This is a genomic window from Mesorhizobium sp. M0491, assembly GCF_040321265.1.
Taxonomy (GTDB): Bacteria; Pseudomonadota; Alphaproteobacteria; order Rhizobiales; family Rhizobiaceae; genus Mesorhizobium.
This window is the reverse complement of record NZ_JAMYRE010000018.1, coordinates 139,297-153,371: the sequence shown is the minus strand read 5'-3', so window position 1 is coordinate 153,371 and position 14,075 is coordinate 139,297. Positions and strand designations below refer to the sequence as shown.

Here is a 14,075-nt window from a genome sequence, read left to right as displayed (position 1 = left end):
AAGGGCAGTAGGGCAGAGGGCAGTAGGGCAGTAGGGCAGTAGGGCTGTAGGGCAGTAGGGCAGTAGGGCAGTAGGGCAGTAGGGCAGTAGGGCAGTAGGGCAGTAGGGATTGCAGTCGGTGCCGTTTGCCCCCTATTCCCCTACTGCCTTACTGCCCTACTCCGTTCTTGATCAGGTTGCCGCCGGGCCGAACCAGCCGATCACGGCGCCGATGATCAGCAGCACGCCGAGCCAGTGGCCGCCGTCGATGAGGGTCAGATCCCAGCCGAAATTCTCGTAGCGATGGTTGACCGAGAGCGTCGTGGCGACGAAACCCAGCCAGAGCACGAAGCCGAAGACCAGGCCGGCAATCCATGTCGGCTCGCCGCCGGTCATCGCGCCGACGACCAGCGCCAATATGTACGCCATGACCAGTTCGGCGATGAAGCTGATGACGAAGGGCAGCGGCGATTTCTTCATCGTCGCCGGATCGAGCTTGGCGGCTTTCAGCCACGGCTTGCTCAGGCCCATGTACCAAGCGGCGCCGAACAGCCATGCCAGAATTGCGGCGGCGATCACCGCCAGCCAGTTCACTGCTGAAAAATCCATGAGCTTCCCCCTCCAGATGCGAACTTGATGGAACGCCTGTTCGGCGTTGGCGTCAAGCAAACCGCCAGACAGTAGTATGCTTGACGAGCGCATCCTCCAGTGCCCGCGTGACGGCCACCTCATACACAGAAAGCGGCTCCAGCCCTGCCTTCGGCAGATACGACCGTCCGGGATCGCCGACGAGGATCTCGGCGGCGCCGCGGGCCTTCAGCGTTGCGAACCATGGCATCAGCCGGTCCGCGAAAGATTTGTCGTAGAAAACATCACCGGCCAGGACCACGTCCCAACCTGCATCGGTGCCGATGCAATCCGTGCCGAGGAATTCGGTCCCGACACCGTTGATCTCGCTGTTGAGCCGGATCGCGGTGGCACAGAACGGATCGATGTCGGTTGCGATCACCTTGGCGGCACCTGCCTTGGCGGCAGCGATGGCGACGAGGCCGGAGCCGGAAGCGAAGTCGAGCACGCGCTTGCCCCGCACCGTGCCGGGATTGTCCAGGACATAGCGGGCAAGGCCCTGGCCGCCGGCCCAGGCAAAGGCCCAGAAAGGCGGTGGCAGGCCGATCTCGACCAGCTCATCCTCGGTCCGCTGCCACAAATCATGCGCTTCGTCGGCAAGATGAAGCAGGATCTCCGGCACGTGCGGCGGCGCCATCAGCGCCGTGTTGTCGAGAATGAATTGCCTCGCGCTGTTGGGCGTCAGCGCCGTCACGGAGCCGGCGTCAAGCCGCCCATGCGGCAGACTTCCTTCCATTCGGCCGGCGTCACCGGCTGCACGGAAAGCCGGCCGAGCCGCACCAGCGCCATGTCGGCAAGCCTGGGATTGGCCTTGACCTGTTCCAGCGTCGGCGGGTTCGGCACATCCCTTACGGCGCGGATGTCGACGCATTCCCAGCGCGGATCGTCCGAGGTGGTGTCGGGATGGGCAAGCGCGCAGACTTCAGCGATGCCGACGACGTTCAGCCCTTCGTTGGAATGGTAGAAGAAGCCGAGATCGCCGATCCGCATGGCCTTCATGTTGTTGCGCGCGGCGTAGTTGCGCACGCCGTCCCATTGCGTACCGGCCTTGCCCTTGGCCTTCAGCATCTCGAAGGAGAACTTGAATGGCTCGGATTTGAACAGCCAGTAGTTCATGTCTTTCTCCTCCTAGGAGTCGCGCGGCGACCGGGATTAACTAGCCGCCGGCTTGTTGAACGTCCAGTTCCACGGGCGGATTTCGACGCTTTCGAACAGCCCGGCCTTGGCGTAGGGGTCGGCCGCCGACAGAGCCTGCGCACCTGCCAGGTCGGGCGCTTCGACGACCACGAGGCTGCCATTGGGCTTGCCCTCGGCATCAAGGAACGGACCAGCGAAGGCCAGCTTCTTGTCGCCGTTCAACCCTTCGAGAAAGGCAATATGCTCGGGCCGCGTGTCGAGGCGCACCTGCAGGCTTCCGGGCTTGTCCTTGCAAATCACAGCAAACAGCATGGTTCTCTCTCCTGGTCTCGGGTTCAAGGTTGGGGATCAATCGTTGGTTTCGGTCTTCAGCGGCCGGGTCATCAAGGCCGTCACAGCCTGCCGGACGGTGATGGCACCGTCCAGTATGGCGGCGACAGCGGCAATGATCGGCGCGTCGATGTTGCGCTCGGTGGCGATGCGGGCAGCGATCGCCGCCGTCGGCACGCCTTCGGCGAGCGGCAATCCGGCAAGCGGCTTGCCTTGGCCGAGCGCCAGGCCATAGGCGAAATTGCGCGACTGGGTGGACGAGCAGGTCAGCAGCAGGTCGCCAAGGCCGGAAAGCCCCATCAGCGTTTCGGGCCTGGCGCCGAAGGCAGCGCCGATGCGGCGCAGCTCGACAAAGCCGCGCGTCACCATTGCGGCCTGGGCGCTGGCGCCGAGACCCGCGCCAGCGACAGCACCTGCGGCAATGGCGAAGACGTTCTTCAAGGCGCCGCCGATCTCGACGCCGATCAGGTCGTCGTTCGAATAGCAGCGTAGGTTTTCGGCGGAAAAGCGGGCGGCGAGATCGGCGGCCAATGCCTCGTCGCGGGCAGCGACCACAACGGCCGTCGGCAGGCCGCGGGCGACGTCGGTGGCGAAGCTCGGACCCGACAGAGCGGCAACCGGATTTAGCGGCAGGATTTCTTCGACGATCGCCGACAGCAAGGCGCCGGTCTCGCTTTCGATGCCCTTGGCACACAGAACCAGCGGGACACCGGCCGGCATCTGGTCCTTCGCTGCCGCCAGCGTAGTCCGCAGCGACTGGGCCGGCGTCACCGCCAGCACGCAGTCGGCACCGTCGAGCGCGGCCTGGATGTTGCTCGTCGCCACGATGCCGGGCTGGAGCGCAATGCCCGGCAGATAGCGTGGATTTTCGCCGCGGTCGATCGCGGCGACGGTCTCCGGGTCGCGCGCGTAAAGGCGGACGAAATGGCCGGCGCGCAGCATGGCCAAGGCCAAGGCAGTGCCCCAGGCCCCGCCGCCGAGCACGGCAACGCGCCAGCCGGTTGGCGCGGTGTCGTTGCCGCTTGCCAGCTCGTTCATGCCTTGGCTCCGCGCCGGCCGGAGCCGACCATCGGCGCCGAGATGCTGTCCAGCGGCCAGCGCGAGCGCGGCACGAAATCGAAGCCGTTCTCCTGCGCCATGCCGGCGCGCAGCCGCTCGATGCCGGCCCAGGCGATCATCGCCGCATTGTCGGTGCAAAGCTTCAGCGGTGGCGCAATGAAGGTGAAGCCGGTCTCGGCACAGAGCCGCTCCAGCATGATCTTGATCGTGCGGTTGGCGGCGACACCACCGGCAACGACGAGGGCCGGGTTTTTCGTGCCGGGAAATGTCTCGCGAAAGCGCGTCAGCGCGCGGGAGACACGGTCGGCCAGCGCATCGGCCACCGCTGCCTGGAACGAAGCGCAGATGTCGGCGACGTCCTGGTCGCTCAGCGGCGCAATGGCGCTCGCCGCCTGGCGCACGGCGGTCTTGAGGCCGGAGAAGGAGAAGTCGGGCTGGGCCGAGCCCTTCATCGGGCGCGGAAAGGCAAAGCGCGAGGCATTGCCGGCCTGTGCCGCCTTCTCGACATTCGGTCCGCCGGGATAGGCCAGGCCGAGCATCTTGGCCGTCTTGTCGAAGGCTTCGCCGAGCGCGTCGTCGATGGTCGTTGCCCAGCGCTGGTAGTCGCCGACGCCGCGCACGGCGACGATTTGCGTATGGCCGCCGGAGACCAGCAGCAAGAGATAGGGAAAGTCGAGCCCGTCGGTCAGCCTTGCGGTCAGCGCATGGCCTTCGAGGTGGTTGATGGCGATCAGCGGCTTGTTCGCCGCCGCGGCGATTGCCTTGGCGGTCATCAGCCCGACGATCAGCCCGCCGACCAGGCCGGGACCGGCGGTGGCGGCAATCGCGTCGATATCGGCGAGCGCCGTGCCCGAATCGGCAAGCGCTGCCTCGATGATGCCGTCCAGCGCCTCGACATGGGCACGCGCGGCGATTTCCGGCACGACACCGCCGAACGCGGCATGTTCCTCGATCTGGCTGAGCACGATGTTGGACAGGATTTTTGGCGCGGCGTCGCCGTCGATGGCCACCACGCTGGCGGCGGTCTCGTCACAACTCGTCTCTATGCCCAGCACGCGGATCAATTCGTCGCTGTCCCTAAAGATTGTATCATTGGGCTTTCCCCGTTAGGAGAACCCCGGAAAAGCCTCGCTTGCCGGGGGGTTATCACGGACTGCGCGCCATGCAAACAATCTTGAGAATCGGAACACGCGGCAGCCCGCTGGCGCTGGCACAGGCGCATGAAGCACAGGCGCGGCTGATGGCCGCGCATGGCATGCCGGCGGAGGCGTTCGAGGTGGTCGTCATCTCGACCAGCGGCGACCGCATCCAGGACCGGCCGCTGTCGGAAGCCGGCGGCAAGGGCCTGTTCACCAAGGAGATCGAGGAGGCGCTGCTGGCGGGCCGGATCGATATCGCCGTGCATTCGTCGAAGGACATGCCGACGCAACTGCCCGACGGTCTCGAACTCTCGGCCTTCCTGCCGCGCGAGGATGCACGCGACGCCTTTGTCGGCAAGGCGGCGAAGACGATCGCCGAACTGCCGCGCGGGGCGAAAGTCGGCTCGTCGTCGCTGCGGCGGCAAGCGCTGATCCGCCGGATGCGGCCGGATCTCGACGTGGTGATGTTCCGCGGCAATGTGCAGACGCGGCTGCGCAAGCTCGAAGAAGGCGTCGCCGCCGGCACGATCCTGGCCTATGCCGGGCTGAAGCGGCTTGGGCTCGAGCATGTCGTCACCGACCTGATACCGCTCGATGTCTTCCCGCCGGCGCCGGGGCAAGGCGCGATCGGCATCGAAACCCGTATCGGCGACCGCGATGTCGAAAAGATGCTGGCAGCCGTCCATGATGTGCCGACCGGCCAGGCGCTGGCCTGCGAGCGTGCCTTCCTGGCGGCGCTGGATGGCTCCTGCCGCACGCCGATCGCCGGCTATGCGGCGATCGCGGCCGGAAAACTGTCTTTTGCCGGGCTGATCATCTCGCCCGACGGGACGCAGTCGCACACGGTCGAGCTGCAGGGGGCAGCGCAAGACGCCGCCCGCATCGGCGGTGAAGCGGCCCGGAGCGTGCGCGCCAAGGCCGGCGAAAAGTTCTTCGACGGCTGGCTCTGAAATGCTTCGCGTCCTGGTGACCAGGCCGGAACCGGGTGCTTCGCGCACTGCGCGTCGGCTTGAGGAGACGGGCTTTCAGCCGGTTCTTTTGCCCCTGACCGAAACAAAGGCGTTGCCCGCCGCCGGACTGACCCTGGACGATGCCGTCGCGGTGGCCGTCACCAGCGCCAATGCCGTGCGCCATGCGCCGGAAGAAATCATCGCGACGCTCGCCGCCTTACCTTGCCATGCGGTCGGCAAAAGGACGGCGCAAGCGGCGCGTCGAGCGGGGTTTTCGTCGGTCAGTGAAGGCCCGGGCGATGCGGAGGCGTTGGCCGACAGTCTCGCCGCCGATTTTTCTGGAAAGACGATTGTCTATCTCTGCGGGCGCGTGCGTTTTCCGGCGTTCGAACAGAGGCTCGTGACGGCGGGCGTTCGGGTCCACGCCGTCGAGACGTATGACACGCTGACAATGGGCTATCCGGACGAAGTCATCCTCGAACGCCTGTCCGGGCAACCTGCCGACGCGGTGTTGCTTTATTCAGCCAAGGCGGCGGCGGCGATGCAAATCCTGGCAAGACGGCCCGCTCTGCGCGGACTCTTCGAAAAAACATGGGTTTTTGCGCTTTCCACGCGCATCGCGGCAGCCTTCGACGATGTCGCGAGCGAAAGGATCCGCATTGCCGCGCAACCCGACGAGGATGTGCTGCTGGCGCTTTTGCAGGCGCCGCGCTGAGCCGCGTCATCACACCGCCCCTTTTCACCGCTTGGTGATGTGCTAGACCCTTTCTGAACCATCATGCGCCGCAAGGCGTTGAGACGAAGCGAATTGTGCGGAGCCCAGGCATGGTCAAGACGCCGAAGATGCGACACTCGAAAAGCCGCCGCGAGCCGGTGACCATCGATCTCGAACCGGGCGCCGTCTCACGCATCGCCGACGAGGACGCCGCCAGGCAGGGGGCTCAGACAGACGAGGCGAAGGCCGAGGAAGCAGCGAACGCTTCGCAGCCCGAGGTTCCCGAAGAGCCGGTTCATGCCGACCAGACCGATCTCGAGCCCTGGGAGCATACCGACGCCCGGGCCGAACCGGGGCAGCCGCCGGCAGCGGCGACAAAGCCCGCTAGCGAGGCCGAGATCCCTTATCCCGGATCGTCCGACGAGCCCGGATCGTTCGATGCGCCGGCAGGCAAGACCAAAGCCAATGACTACATTTTCGAGGACGCATCGGCGAAGCGCACGCAGACCGACGGCAACAAGGCAAAACCCGAGACACGGGACGAGAAAATGGCGCCAGCCCCTGAAAAGCGCGGCGGCCTCAACGGCGTCGCCGCCGGCATCATCGGCGGCGTCATCGCGCTGGTCGGCGCCGGCGGGCTGCAATTTGCCGGCCTGCTCGGCGCGCCGGGTTCCGGTGCCGGCGTCTCGCTCGATAGCGTCAACGGCGACATCGCCTCGCTGAAGACCGAAATCGCCGGTTTGAAGGACGCCGGCGGCAACGGCGATGGAGCGGCGAAGATGGTCGGGCTGTCCTCGGGCCTTGAACAGGTCAAGGCCGATGTGGCGGCGCTGAAATCGGCTGTCGAGAAAGGTGGAGCAGGCGACGCGGCCGGGGTCGCCGCACTGGGCGACAAGGTCGCGCAGATCGAGACGGCGGTCGCCGCGCTCGGCAAGGCCGGCAGCTCGGCGCCGGTCGATCTCGGTCCGCTCAACGAGAAACTGGCAGGCCTCGACGCGCTGGTGAAGTCGGCCGGCGAGGCGGCGACGGCGCAGGAGGGCCGGCTGACAGCGCTGGAGCAGTCCGTGTCGCAGCTGTCCGGCAAGGTCGAGGCGGCGGCGGGACAGCCGAAGATCGCGCTTGCCATCGCGGCGTCCGCCTTGAAGGCGGCGCTGGAGCGTGGCGGGCCGTTTTCGGCCGAACTCGAAACCCTTGCCGCGATTTCGCCCGATGCGCCGCAGCTTGCGGCCCTGCGCCCCTATGCTGAAAAGGGCGTTCCGACCCGCGCCGAGATCGCATCGCAGGCTGATGCCGCCGCCAATGCCATGGTCACAGCCGCGACGCCCGTCGATGAGAATGCCGGCTTCGTTCAGAGCCTTCTGTCGAGCGCCGAATCGCTGGTCAAGGTCAGGCCGATCGGTGCCGTCGAAGGCGCCGGCGCACCGGAAACCGTCGCGCGCATGGAGGCGGCGGTCAACCAGGGCGATTACGCCAAGGCACTCAGCGAGTATGAAACGCTGCCCGAGGCCGCCAAGGCCGCTGGCGCGGACTTTGCCGGCAAGCTGAAGGCACGCATCGAGGTCGAAACCCAGGTCGATGCGCTGATCTCGGGCGCGATGAAGGCATGAGGGCAACACAATGATCCGCCTGCTCGCCTTCCTCATCGTCGTTTTCGCGCTCGGGCTGGGCTTTGCCTGGCTGGCCGACCGGCCGGGCGACATGGTCGTCACTTTCAACGGCTATCAATACCAGGTCAGCCTGATGGTGGCGGCGGTGGCCGTCGTTGCCGTGGTCGCCGCGGTGATGATCCTGTGGTGGCTGCTCAAGTCGCTGTGGAACAGCCCCTACACCATCTCGCGCTATTTCCGTGTCCGCCGCCGCGACCGTGGCTACCAGGCGCTGTCGACCGGCATGATTGCCGCCGGCGCCGGTGATGGCGCGCTGGCCCGCAAGAAGACCAAGGAAGCCGCCAAGCTGATCCGTTCCGACCAGGAGCCGCTGATCCACCTGCTGGAAGCGCAGGCGTCGCTGCTCGAAGGCGATCATGAAGGCGCGCGGCAGAAATTCGAAAGCATGCTCGACGATCCGGAAATGCGGCTGCTGGGCTTGCGCGGGCTTTATCTGGAAGCCGAACGGCTCGGCGACCGCAACGCCGCCAGGCATTATGCCGGCCGTGCCGCGGTGATGGCGCCGCAACTGGCCTGGGCGGCGGAATCGACGCTGGAAGAGCTGACCGCGCGCGGCGACTGGGACGGCGCCCTGAAACTGGTCGACGCGCAGAAATCGACACGGCAGATCGAACGCGATGCCGCCAACCGCCGCCGCGCCGTGCTGCTGACCGCCAAGGCACAGGCGCTTGCCGACAGCGATCCCGCTGCCGCCAGGACGGCGGCGATCGAGGCCAACAAGCTCAGGCCCGATTTCGCGCCCGCCGCCGTTGCCGCCGCGGCCGCATTGTTCAAGCAGAACGACGTGCGCAAGGGCTCGAAAATCCTCGAGGCGGCGTGGAAGGCGGAGCCGCATCCGGAAGTCGCCGAGCTCTATACCCATGCCAGGCCGGGCGACGCCGTGCTCGACCGCCTCAACCGGGCGAAGAAGCTGCAGGAAATGAAGAAGAACCACGCCGAATCGTCGATGACGGTGGCGCGCGCCGCGCTCGACGCACAGGATTTCTCGACCGCCCGCCGCGAGGCCGAGGCGGCGATCCGGATGGACCGCCGCGAGGGCGCCTACCTGCTGCTCGCAGACATCGAGGAGGCCGAGACCGGCGATCAAGGCAAGGTGCGGCAGCTGCTGTCCAGGGCGGTGCGGGCGCCGCGCGATCCGGCCTGGGTCGCCGACGGCGTGGTGTCGGAACGCTGGGCGCCAGTATCGCCGATCACCGGCCGGCTCGACGCCTTCGAGTGGCGTGCGCCGATGGAGCGTCTCGGCCAGTTGATCGACAGCCATGATGAGATGCCAGCCGGTGCGGCGCCGGTCATCGAAGCATTGGCAAAGCCGACGAGCGAAAAAAAACCGATCGAGGTGATCGATGATGCCGGCCCTGACATGTCGTCGAGCAAGGATGCCGAGGGCCACGAGGATCATGTCAGGCCGATCACCGCGGCGGCCTTTGCTGCGGTGCCAGCCGATGCCGAGGGCGTCGAGCCGGCCGAGGAGCTCGCGCGGCTGCCGGACGATCCCGGCGTCGATCCGGACGAGGAAGCGGAAAAATCGCCGCGCCGGTTTCGGTTGTTTTGAGTTGGGCCGGCCATCGAGCCGTTGGGGAATGGACTTATGTTTGAACGCGTTCTGTCGTTTCTCAGGGATTTGCCGGCCGGTGCCGGCACGCGTGCCAGCACGGACGATCCGCGCATCGCCGCCTCGGCGCTGCTCTACCATGTGATGAATGCCGATGGCGTGCGCCAGGATGTCGAGTGGGAGCGGTTCAAGGCGGTGCTGGCGGAGAGCTATTCGATCAGCGGCGCCGAACTCGAAGCGCTTGCCGCCGCCGGCGAGCGGGCCGACAATGAGGCGATCGATCTCTATGCCTTCACCAGCGTCCTGAAGCGCCATCTCGATGCCGATGCGCGCAAGGCCTTCATCGGCCTGATGTGGGAAATCGTCTATGCCGACGGCGAGTTGCACGAGCTCGAGGACAACACCGTCTGGCGCGTCGCCGAGCTGATCGGCGTCGAACGCCATGATCGCGTCGAGGCGCGCCGCAAGGCGGCGGCGCACGCGCCGGGCGCCACCGGAACATCGAGCGACGAATAGGATCTTCGCTTCCCATGCCGCGCCAAACGAGTTCGAAGCCAAAGATCCTGATCGTGCTGCATCAGGAGAGTTCGAGCCCGGGACGTGTCGGACACATGTTGCTGGAAGAAGGGTTCGATCTCGATATCCGCCGGCCGCCGCTTGGCGACGCCTTGCCCGAAACACTGGACGACCACGCCGGCACGGTGGTGTTCGGCGGCCCGATGAGCGCCAATGACGAGGACGAGTTCGTTCGCCGCGAGACCAACTGGCTGGAAATACCGCTGAGGGAGAACCGGCCATGTCTCGGCATCTGTCTCGGCGCACAGATGCTGGTCAACTACCTCGGCGGCAAGGTCGAAGGACACGGTGAAGGGCTGGTCGAGGTTGGCTGGTATCCCCTGAAGGCGACCGAAGCCGGCAAGCAACTGATGCACTGGCCGGAGATGGTCTACCAGTTCCACCGCGAGGGTTTTTCGCTGCCCAGGGACGCGACGCTGCTGGCGACGGCCGAAACCTATCCCAACCAGGCCTTCCGTTACGGCGACAATGCCTGGGGCATCCAGTTCCATGGCGAACTGACCAGAGTGATGATGCAGCGCTGGGTGGTGCGTGGCGCGCATCGCTTCGAATTGCCCGGTGCCCAGCCCGGTCGCGATCATCTCGGCGGCCGGCTGATCTGGGACATGCATCTCAAGCGCTGGCTGGACGAGTTCCTGCGGATGATTTTCGGCAAGCCGAGCAATGGCTAAAGCGCGTCGCGTTTGAACGGATTCAGGCGCCGCGCTTTAGGTCTTTGTCTTTATGCATGTAGGTCTCCCAAAACCGGGGCCACTTTGCGACATGCATCAAGGTTCGAGCACCGGCCGCAGGAAGCTGCGCTCGTAACTGAGAATGCTGCGATTGCGTTTTTCCATTTCAAACACTTCCTGGCATTCCGGGTCGGCAGCCATCCGTTTGCGATAATCCTCGTAGTCGGCAAGGCTCGGAAAGCTGAACATGGCATAGGCGATATTGCTCGCCCCCTCGCTCGGAAGGAAATAGCCGTGGTGGTTTCCGCCGAGGCGATTGACCAAAGCTATCCAGCGACGGCCATAATCTTCGAACTCGGCAAGCTTGTAGGGGTCAATGACATATTTCAGGTAGCAAGTGATCATGAGAGCTCCTGTGGCATGGGCGAGGCATGTCGGCTGTCAAGCGTAGGAAGATCAGTTGCGTCCGTTGAGGTGGCGCACCTTGCGCAGTTGCGGGAACAGCACCGTCCACAGGCCCGCGACGGCGATTGCGCCGATGCCGCCGATCACCACGGCCGGCACCGTGCCGATCAGTGCGGCCATCGTGCCGGCGCGGAATTCGCCGACCTCGTTGGAGGCGCCGACAAAGACCTGGTTGACGGCGTTGACGCGGCCGCGCACCTCGTCGGGCGTCCACAGCTGGATCAGCGTTTCCCTGATGTAGACGCTGAACATGTCGGTGGCGCCGAGGCCAGCGAGGGCGACGATCGACAGCCAGGTGATGGTCGAAAGGCCGAACAGCACGGTGAAGGCGCCGAAAGCGGCGACGAAGCCGAGCATGATCTTGCCGGCATTGTCCCGCAGCGGATGCCCGGCCAGCCAGATGGCGACGCAAATGGCGCCGATGCTGGGCGCCGATCGCAGCAGGCCGAGACCCCAGGGGCCGAGCTGGAGGATGTCGCGCGCATAGACCGGCAGCAGCGCCGAGGCGCCGGACAGGAGCACGGCAAACAGATCGAGCGAGATGGCGCCGAGCACGATCTTCTCGCTCCAGATGTAGCTGAACCCGCCGAGCAGGTGCTGCATCGTCGGCTTTTCCGACTCGGTGCGCTGCGACGGCTTGGGGATGGTGAAGATCAGCAGCCCGGACACGAGCATCAGGACAGCGGCGGTTCCGTAGGCCGCTTCCGGCGACACGCCGTAGAGCAGGCCGCCGGCCACCGGGCCGACGATGGTCGCCGTCTGCCAGGCCGATGAATTCCAGGCGATGGCGTTGGCGAAATCCTGAGGCGGCACCAGATTGGCGAACAGCGAGGCGGAGGCCGGACCGAAAAAGGCGCGGGCGACGCCGAACATGGCCAGCACGCAGAAGATCGGCAGCGGTCCGCTGATGCCGCGCAGCGTCAGGAACAGCAGCGCCAGCGCGCACATCGCCTCCACCACGACCGCCAGCGCCATGATCAGGCGGCGGCCGAAGCGATCAGCGACGACGCCGGTGACCAGCACCAGAAGCAGCGACGGCAGGAACTGGACGATGCCGACAAGGCCGAGATCGAGCGGGTCGCGGGTCAAATCGTACATCTGCCAGCCGACCGCGACAGACACGATCATGGTGGCGAATGTGGTGAGGAAACGCGCCGCCCAATAGCTCAGGAAGGAGCGATGGCGAAACGCGGCATAGCGCTGGTCCGGCGATATCTGTTCTGCTGTCATGATTTAAGAGGCCCCGTTGCAGTGACGTCAGCTGGCGGGGCACTTCCACGATGGGCGCTGGTCCGGCTGGCGGAACTTTTTAGCTCAGTTCGCAGCGGATATGCGTCAAAATCAGTGCTGGATCAAGGAATTTTCAGCCCGTTTCATCGCCGGCACGTGGTAGTTACTGCCGCAGCGCGGCGGAGATGGCATCAAGGCCGCCGCGCAATTCGGCTTCCGTCGGCCAGCCAAAGCCGACGCGGAAGAAGCGCTTCTCCATCTCGAACCAGTGGCCGGGCCCGACATAGGTGCCATGGTTTTCCAGCAGGTTCACATAGAACCGGTCGAGGTCGAAGCCAGGTTTGACATCGAGGCGCGGGAAGCCGACGACGCCACCTTCGGGCCGCACCCAGTCGACCAGCGGTTCGCGATCGATCCAGGCCTGGACGATGTCGCGGCGCCCCGCCATTTCGGGCAGCAATGTCGCCAGGAAGACGTCCCGGCGTTCGAGCATGCCGCGGGCGATGCCTTCGTCGATGACGCTGCCGCAGATGCCGATCTGCTCCTTGGCGGCGAGGAATTTTTCCTGAAGCTCAGCGTCCCTGGTGATCAGCCAACCGATGCGGATACCGGGAATGCCGAAGGCCTTGGACAATGACGAGACGCTGATCGCCTTCGGGCTCAGCGAGGCAGCCGTCGGCAGCCGCCGGCCGTAGGAAAGGTCGCGATAGGTCTCGTCGACCAGCAGACGGCAGTTGCTGCTTTCGGCAAGCGCCACCAGGGCATCGAGTTCAGCTCGGCTCATCATCGTGCCGGTCGGGTTGTGCGGGCAGGTGACGCTGATCAGCTTCGTGTCCGGCCGCATCGCCGCCTTGACGCGCTCGACATCAATGGCGAAGCCTTCCTCGAAGGCCAGGTCGACAAAGCTGATGGCGCAGCCGATCGCCCTTGGGGTTTCGATGTTGGTGGCGTAGTTGGGCCTGATGACGACGAGATGGTCATTGGCCGACAAAAGCGAGGTCGAGATGATGAACAGCGCACCCGCGGCACCGGCGGTGACCAGGACATCATCCGGCGAAATGCCGGCATCCTGCGCCGATATTAGTGCACGCAACTGCTTGTCGCCGCGATGCTCGCCATAGAAAAGCATGAGATCAGGCAGCGACAGGCCGATGTCGGAGAGCTTCTGGTCGGCGATCGAACTTTCCGAAAGATTGTAGCGGATACGGTCGTAGCCGTATTCTTCCGGCGCTTCTTTCTCGATCACCATCCTGGTGTAGTTCATGGCTCGCTCCCCAAGGCCCCGTCCGTCCATCCAAGCCATAAAAACATCAAGCCTGCCAAGGCGGATTCGCCGGCAGGCTTCTGTTCCAGTCGTCCTAACTGTTGGCTCAGGACTGAACTAGGTCTCTGCTTTAGGCAGGTCGTCGTCCCAAAACCGCTGCGCACTTTTGGGCGACATGCCTCAGGCCGAGGCCTTGGCCTTCCTGCCCTTGGCGGGTGCCTTCACGGGGGCCGCCTTGCGGCCGAGGCCGATCGATTTCGCCAGCAGCGAACGCGAGGCCGCATAGTTGGGAGCGACCATCGGATAGTCCGACGGCAAGCCCCATTTGGCGCGATAGGCGTCCGGCGTCAGGCCGAAATGCACGCCCAGGTGACGCTTCAGCGATTTGAACTTCTTGCCGTCTTCGAGGCAGATGATAAAATCGGGCGTCACCGACTTCTTGGGGTTGACCGCCGGGACCAAGGGGGCAGCCACCGGGACCGCAGGCTTGCCGAGCCCGTTTATCGAGGCGCTGACGCTGGCGATGAGGTCGGCCAGGCCGGAGGCGGGCAAGCGGTTCTTCTCGACGTAAGCGGACACGATGTGAGCGGTCAGCTCGAGCAGATCGATGTCTTTACGGGCACTGTTGCTATCGTCGGTCACTCTATTTCTCCGTCTACAGCGAATGACCTGAAAATCGGATTCGACTTCCGGAAAGGATCATGCGCGAAATCA

At 65.2% G+C, this 14,075-nt stretch carries 16 protein-coding genes; 6 read left to right on the top strand and 10 right to left on the bottom strand.

Going from position 1 to position 14,075, the window contains the following annotated elements; translation table 11 throughout:
* Positions 1–171: 171 nt before the first annotated feature.
* The 6 genes from NKI69_RS23270 to tsaD are packed head-to-tail and all read right to left on the bottom strand — an operon-like array spanning position 172 to position 4,193.
* The gene (locus NKI69_RS23270; RefSeq protein WP_352722590.1) at positions 172–588 is read right to left on the bottom strand and encodes a DUF1761 domain-containing protein; all 417 of its coding nucleotides are present in this window, start codon (positions 586–588) and stop codon (positions 172–174) included.
* Between the two features lie 52 nt (positions 589–640).
* Positions 641–1,342 (bottom strand): class I SAM-dependent methyltransferase, encoded by a 702-nt coding sequence (locus NKI69_RS23265; protein ID WP_352722589.1) that lies wholly within the window; start codon positions 1,340–1,342, stop codon positions 641–643.
* Positions 1,297–1,722 (bottom strand): EVE domain-containing protein, encoded by a 426-nt coding sequence (locus tag NKI69_RS23260; protein ID WP_352722588.1) that lies wholly within the window; start codon positions 1,720–1,722, stop codon positions 1,297–1,299. The genes NKI69_RS23265 and NKI69_RS23260 overlap by 46 nt, the downstream gene beginning before the upstream one ends.
* Before the next feature lie 36 nt (positions 1,723–1,758).
* Positions 1,759–2,055: a YciI-like protein gene (locus NKI69_RS23255; RefSeq protein ID WP_127296565.1), complete on the bottom strand. Its 297-nt coding sequence runs from the start codon at positions 2,053–2,055 to the stop codon at positions 1,759–1,761.
* A 36-nt stretch (positions 2,056–2,091) separates the two neighbouring features.
* Positions 2,092–3,111 (bottom strand): NAD(P)H-dependent glycerol-3-phosphate dehydrogenase, encoded by a 1,020-nt coding sequence (locus tag NKI69_RS23250; protein WP_352555151.1) that lies wholly within the window; start codon positions 3,109–3,111, stop codon positions 2,092–2,094.
* On the bottom strand, positions 3,108–4,193 hold the full coding sequence (tsaD, locus tag NKI69_RS23245; protein ID WP_196815327.1) for a tRNA (adenosine(37)-N6)-threonylcarbamoyltransferase complex transferase subunit TsaD: 1,086 nt from the start codon (positions 4,191–4,193) through the stop codon (positions 3,108–3,110). Before tsaD ends, NKI69_RS23250 begins: the two co-directional genes overlap by 4 nt.
* Before the next feature lie 101 nt (positions 4,194–4,294).
* On the opposite strand from tsaD, the gene hemC reads away from it, so the two are divergent.
* The 6 genes from hemC (at position 4,295) to NKI69_RS23215 (ending at position 10,402) form a co-directional block, all read left to right on the top strand.
* Positions 4,295–5,221: a hydroxymethylbilane synthase gene (gene hemC / locus NKI69_RS23240; protein ID WP_128304142.1), complete on the top strand. Its 927-nt coding sequence runs from the start codon at positions 4,295–4,297 to the stop codon at positions 5,219–5,221.
* A 1-nt stretch (position 5,222) separates the two neighbouring features.
* On the top strand, positions 5,223–5,936 hold the full coding sequence (locus NKI69_RS23235) for a uroporphyrinogen-III synthase (RefSeq protein ID WP_352442092.1): 714 nt from the start codon (positions 5,223–5,225) through the stop codon (positions 5,934–5,936).
* A gap of 110 nt (positions 5,937–6,046) precedes the next feature.
* Positions 6,047–7,543, top strand: a complete 1,497-nt coding sequence (locus NKI69_RS23230; protein ID WP_352722587.1) for a COG4223 family protein — start codon at positions 6,047–6,049, stop codon at positions 7,541–7,543.
* Between the two features lie 10 nt (positions 7,544–7,553).
* Positions 7,554–9,155 carry a heme biosynthesis protein HemY gene (locus NKI69_RS23225; protein ID WP_352722586.1) on the top strand — a complete coding sequence of 534 codons (1,602 nt, stop codon included), beginning with the start codon at positions 7,554–7,556 and terminating at the stop codon, positions 9,153–9,155.
* Positions 9,156–9,191: 36 nt separating this feature from the next.
* Entirely contained in the window at positions 9,192–9,671 is a 480-nt protein-coding gene (locus NKI69_RS23220) for a tellurite resistance TerB family protein (RefSeq protein ID WP_023811225.1), read from the top strand.
* Positions 9,672–9,685: 14 nt separating this feature from the next.
* Positions 9,686–10,402: a glutamine amidotransferase gene (locus NKI69_RS23215; protein ID WP_128304138.1), complete on the top strand. Its 717-nt coding sequence runs from the start codon at positions 9,686–9,688 to the stop codon at positions 10,400–10,402.
* 96 nt (positions 10,403–10,498) lie between these two features.
* On the opposite strand, the gene NKI69_RS23210 is transcribed toward NKI69_RS23215, so the two are convergent.
* The 4 genes from NKI69_RS23210 to NKI69_RS23195 all read right to left on the bottom strand — a co-directional run bounded on the left by NKI69_RS23210 (position 10,499) and on the right by NKI69_RS23195 (position 14,003).
* The gene (locus NKI69_RS23210) at positions 10,499–10,807 is read right to left on the bottom strand and encodes an NIPSNAP family protein (protein ID WP_024503037.1); all 309 of its coding nucleotides are present in this window, start codon (positions 10,805–10,807) and stop codon (positions 10,499–10,501) included.
* A gap of 51 nt (positions 10,808–10,858) precedes the next feature.
* Positions 10,859–12,097 (bottom strand): MFS transporter, encoded by a 1,239-nt coding sequence (locus tag NKI69_RS23205; protein WP_128304137.1) that lies wholly within the window; start codon positions 12,095–12,097, stop codon positions 10,859–10,861.
* A gap of 163 nt (positions 12,098–12,260) precedes the next feature.
* Positions 12,261–13,361, bottom strand: a complete 1,101-nt coding sequence (locus NKI69_RS23200) for an aminotransferase class I/II-fold pyridoxal phosphate-dependent enzyme (RefSeq protein WP_352722585.1) — start codon at positions 13,359–13,361, stop codon at positions 12,261–12,263.
* Between the two features lie 180 nt (positions 13,362–13,541).
* A complete protein-coding gene (locus NKI69_RS23195) occupies positions 13,542–14,003 on the bottom strand; it encodes a Ros/MucR family transcriptional regulator (protein WP_023811220.1) in 462 nt (153 codons plus the stop codon).
* Positions 14,004–14,075: the final 72 nt, after the last annotated feature.

Excerpts from the sequence above, each read along its gene's own strand:
- NKI69_RS23270 (WP_352722590.1), bottom strand. The coding sequence starts at position 588 with ATGGATTTTTCAGCAGTGAACTGGCTGGCGGTGATCGCCGCCGCAATT.
- NKI69_RS23265 (WP_352722589.1), bottom strand. The coding sequence starts at position 1,342 with ATGGAAGGAAGTCTGCCGCATGGGCGGCTTGACGCCGGCTCCGTGACG.
- NKI69_RS23260 (WP_352722588.1), bottom strand. The coding sequence starts at position 1,722 with ATGAACTACTGGCTGTTCAAATCCGAGCCATTCAAGTTCTCCTTCGAG.
- NKI69_RS23255 (WP_127296565.1), bottom strand. The coding sequence starts at position 2,055 with ATGCTGTTTGCTGTGATTTGCAAGGACAAGCCCGGAAGCCTGCAGGTG.
- NKI69_RS23250 (WP_352555151.1), bottom strand. The coding sequence starts at position 3,111 with ATGAACGAGCTGGCAAGCGGCAACGACACCGCGCCAACCGGCTGGCGC.
- hemC (WP_128304142.1), top strand. The coding sequence starts at position 4,295 with ATGCAAACAATCTTGAGAATCGGAACACGCGGCAGCCCGCTGGCGCTG.
- NKI69_RS23235 (WP_352442092.1), top strand. The coding sequence starts at position 5,223 with ATGCTTCGCGTCCTGGTGACCAGGCCGGAACCGGGTGCTTCGCGCACT.
- NKI69_RS23230 (WP_352722587.1), top strand. The coding sequence starts at position 6,047 with ATGGTCAAGACGCCGAAGATGCGACACTCGAAAAGCCGCCGCGAGCCG.
- NKI69_RS23225 (WP_352722586.1), top strand. The coding sequence starts at position 7,554 with ATGATCCGCCTGCTCGCCTTCCTCATCGTCGTTTTCGCGCTCGGGCTG.
- NKI69_RS23220 (WP_023811225.1), top strand. The coding sequence starts at position 9,192 with ATGTTTGAACGCGTTCTGTCGTTTCTCAGGGATTTGCCGGCCGGTGCC.
- NKI69_RS23215 (WP_128304138.1), top strand. The coding sequence starts at position 9,686 with ATGCCGCGCCAAACGAGTTCGAAGCCAAAGATCCTGATCGTGCTGCAT.
- NKI69_RS23210 (WP_024503037.1), bottom strand. The coding sequence starts at position 10,807 with ATGATCACTTGCTACCTGAAATATGTCATTGACCCCTACAAGCTTGCC.
- NKI69_RS23205 (WP_128304137.1), bottom strand. The coding sequence starts at position 12,097 with ATGACAGCAGAACAGATATCGCCGGACCAGCGCTATGCCGCGTTTCGC.
- NKI69_RS23200 (WP_352722585.1), bottom strand. The coding sequence starts at position 13,361 with ATGAACTACACCAGGATGGTGATCGAGAAAGAAGCGCCGGAAGAATAC.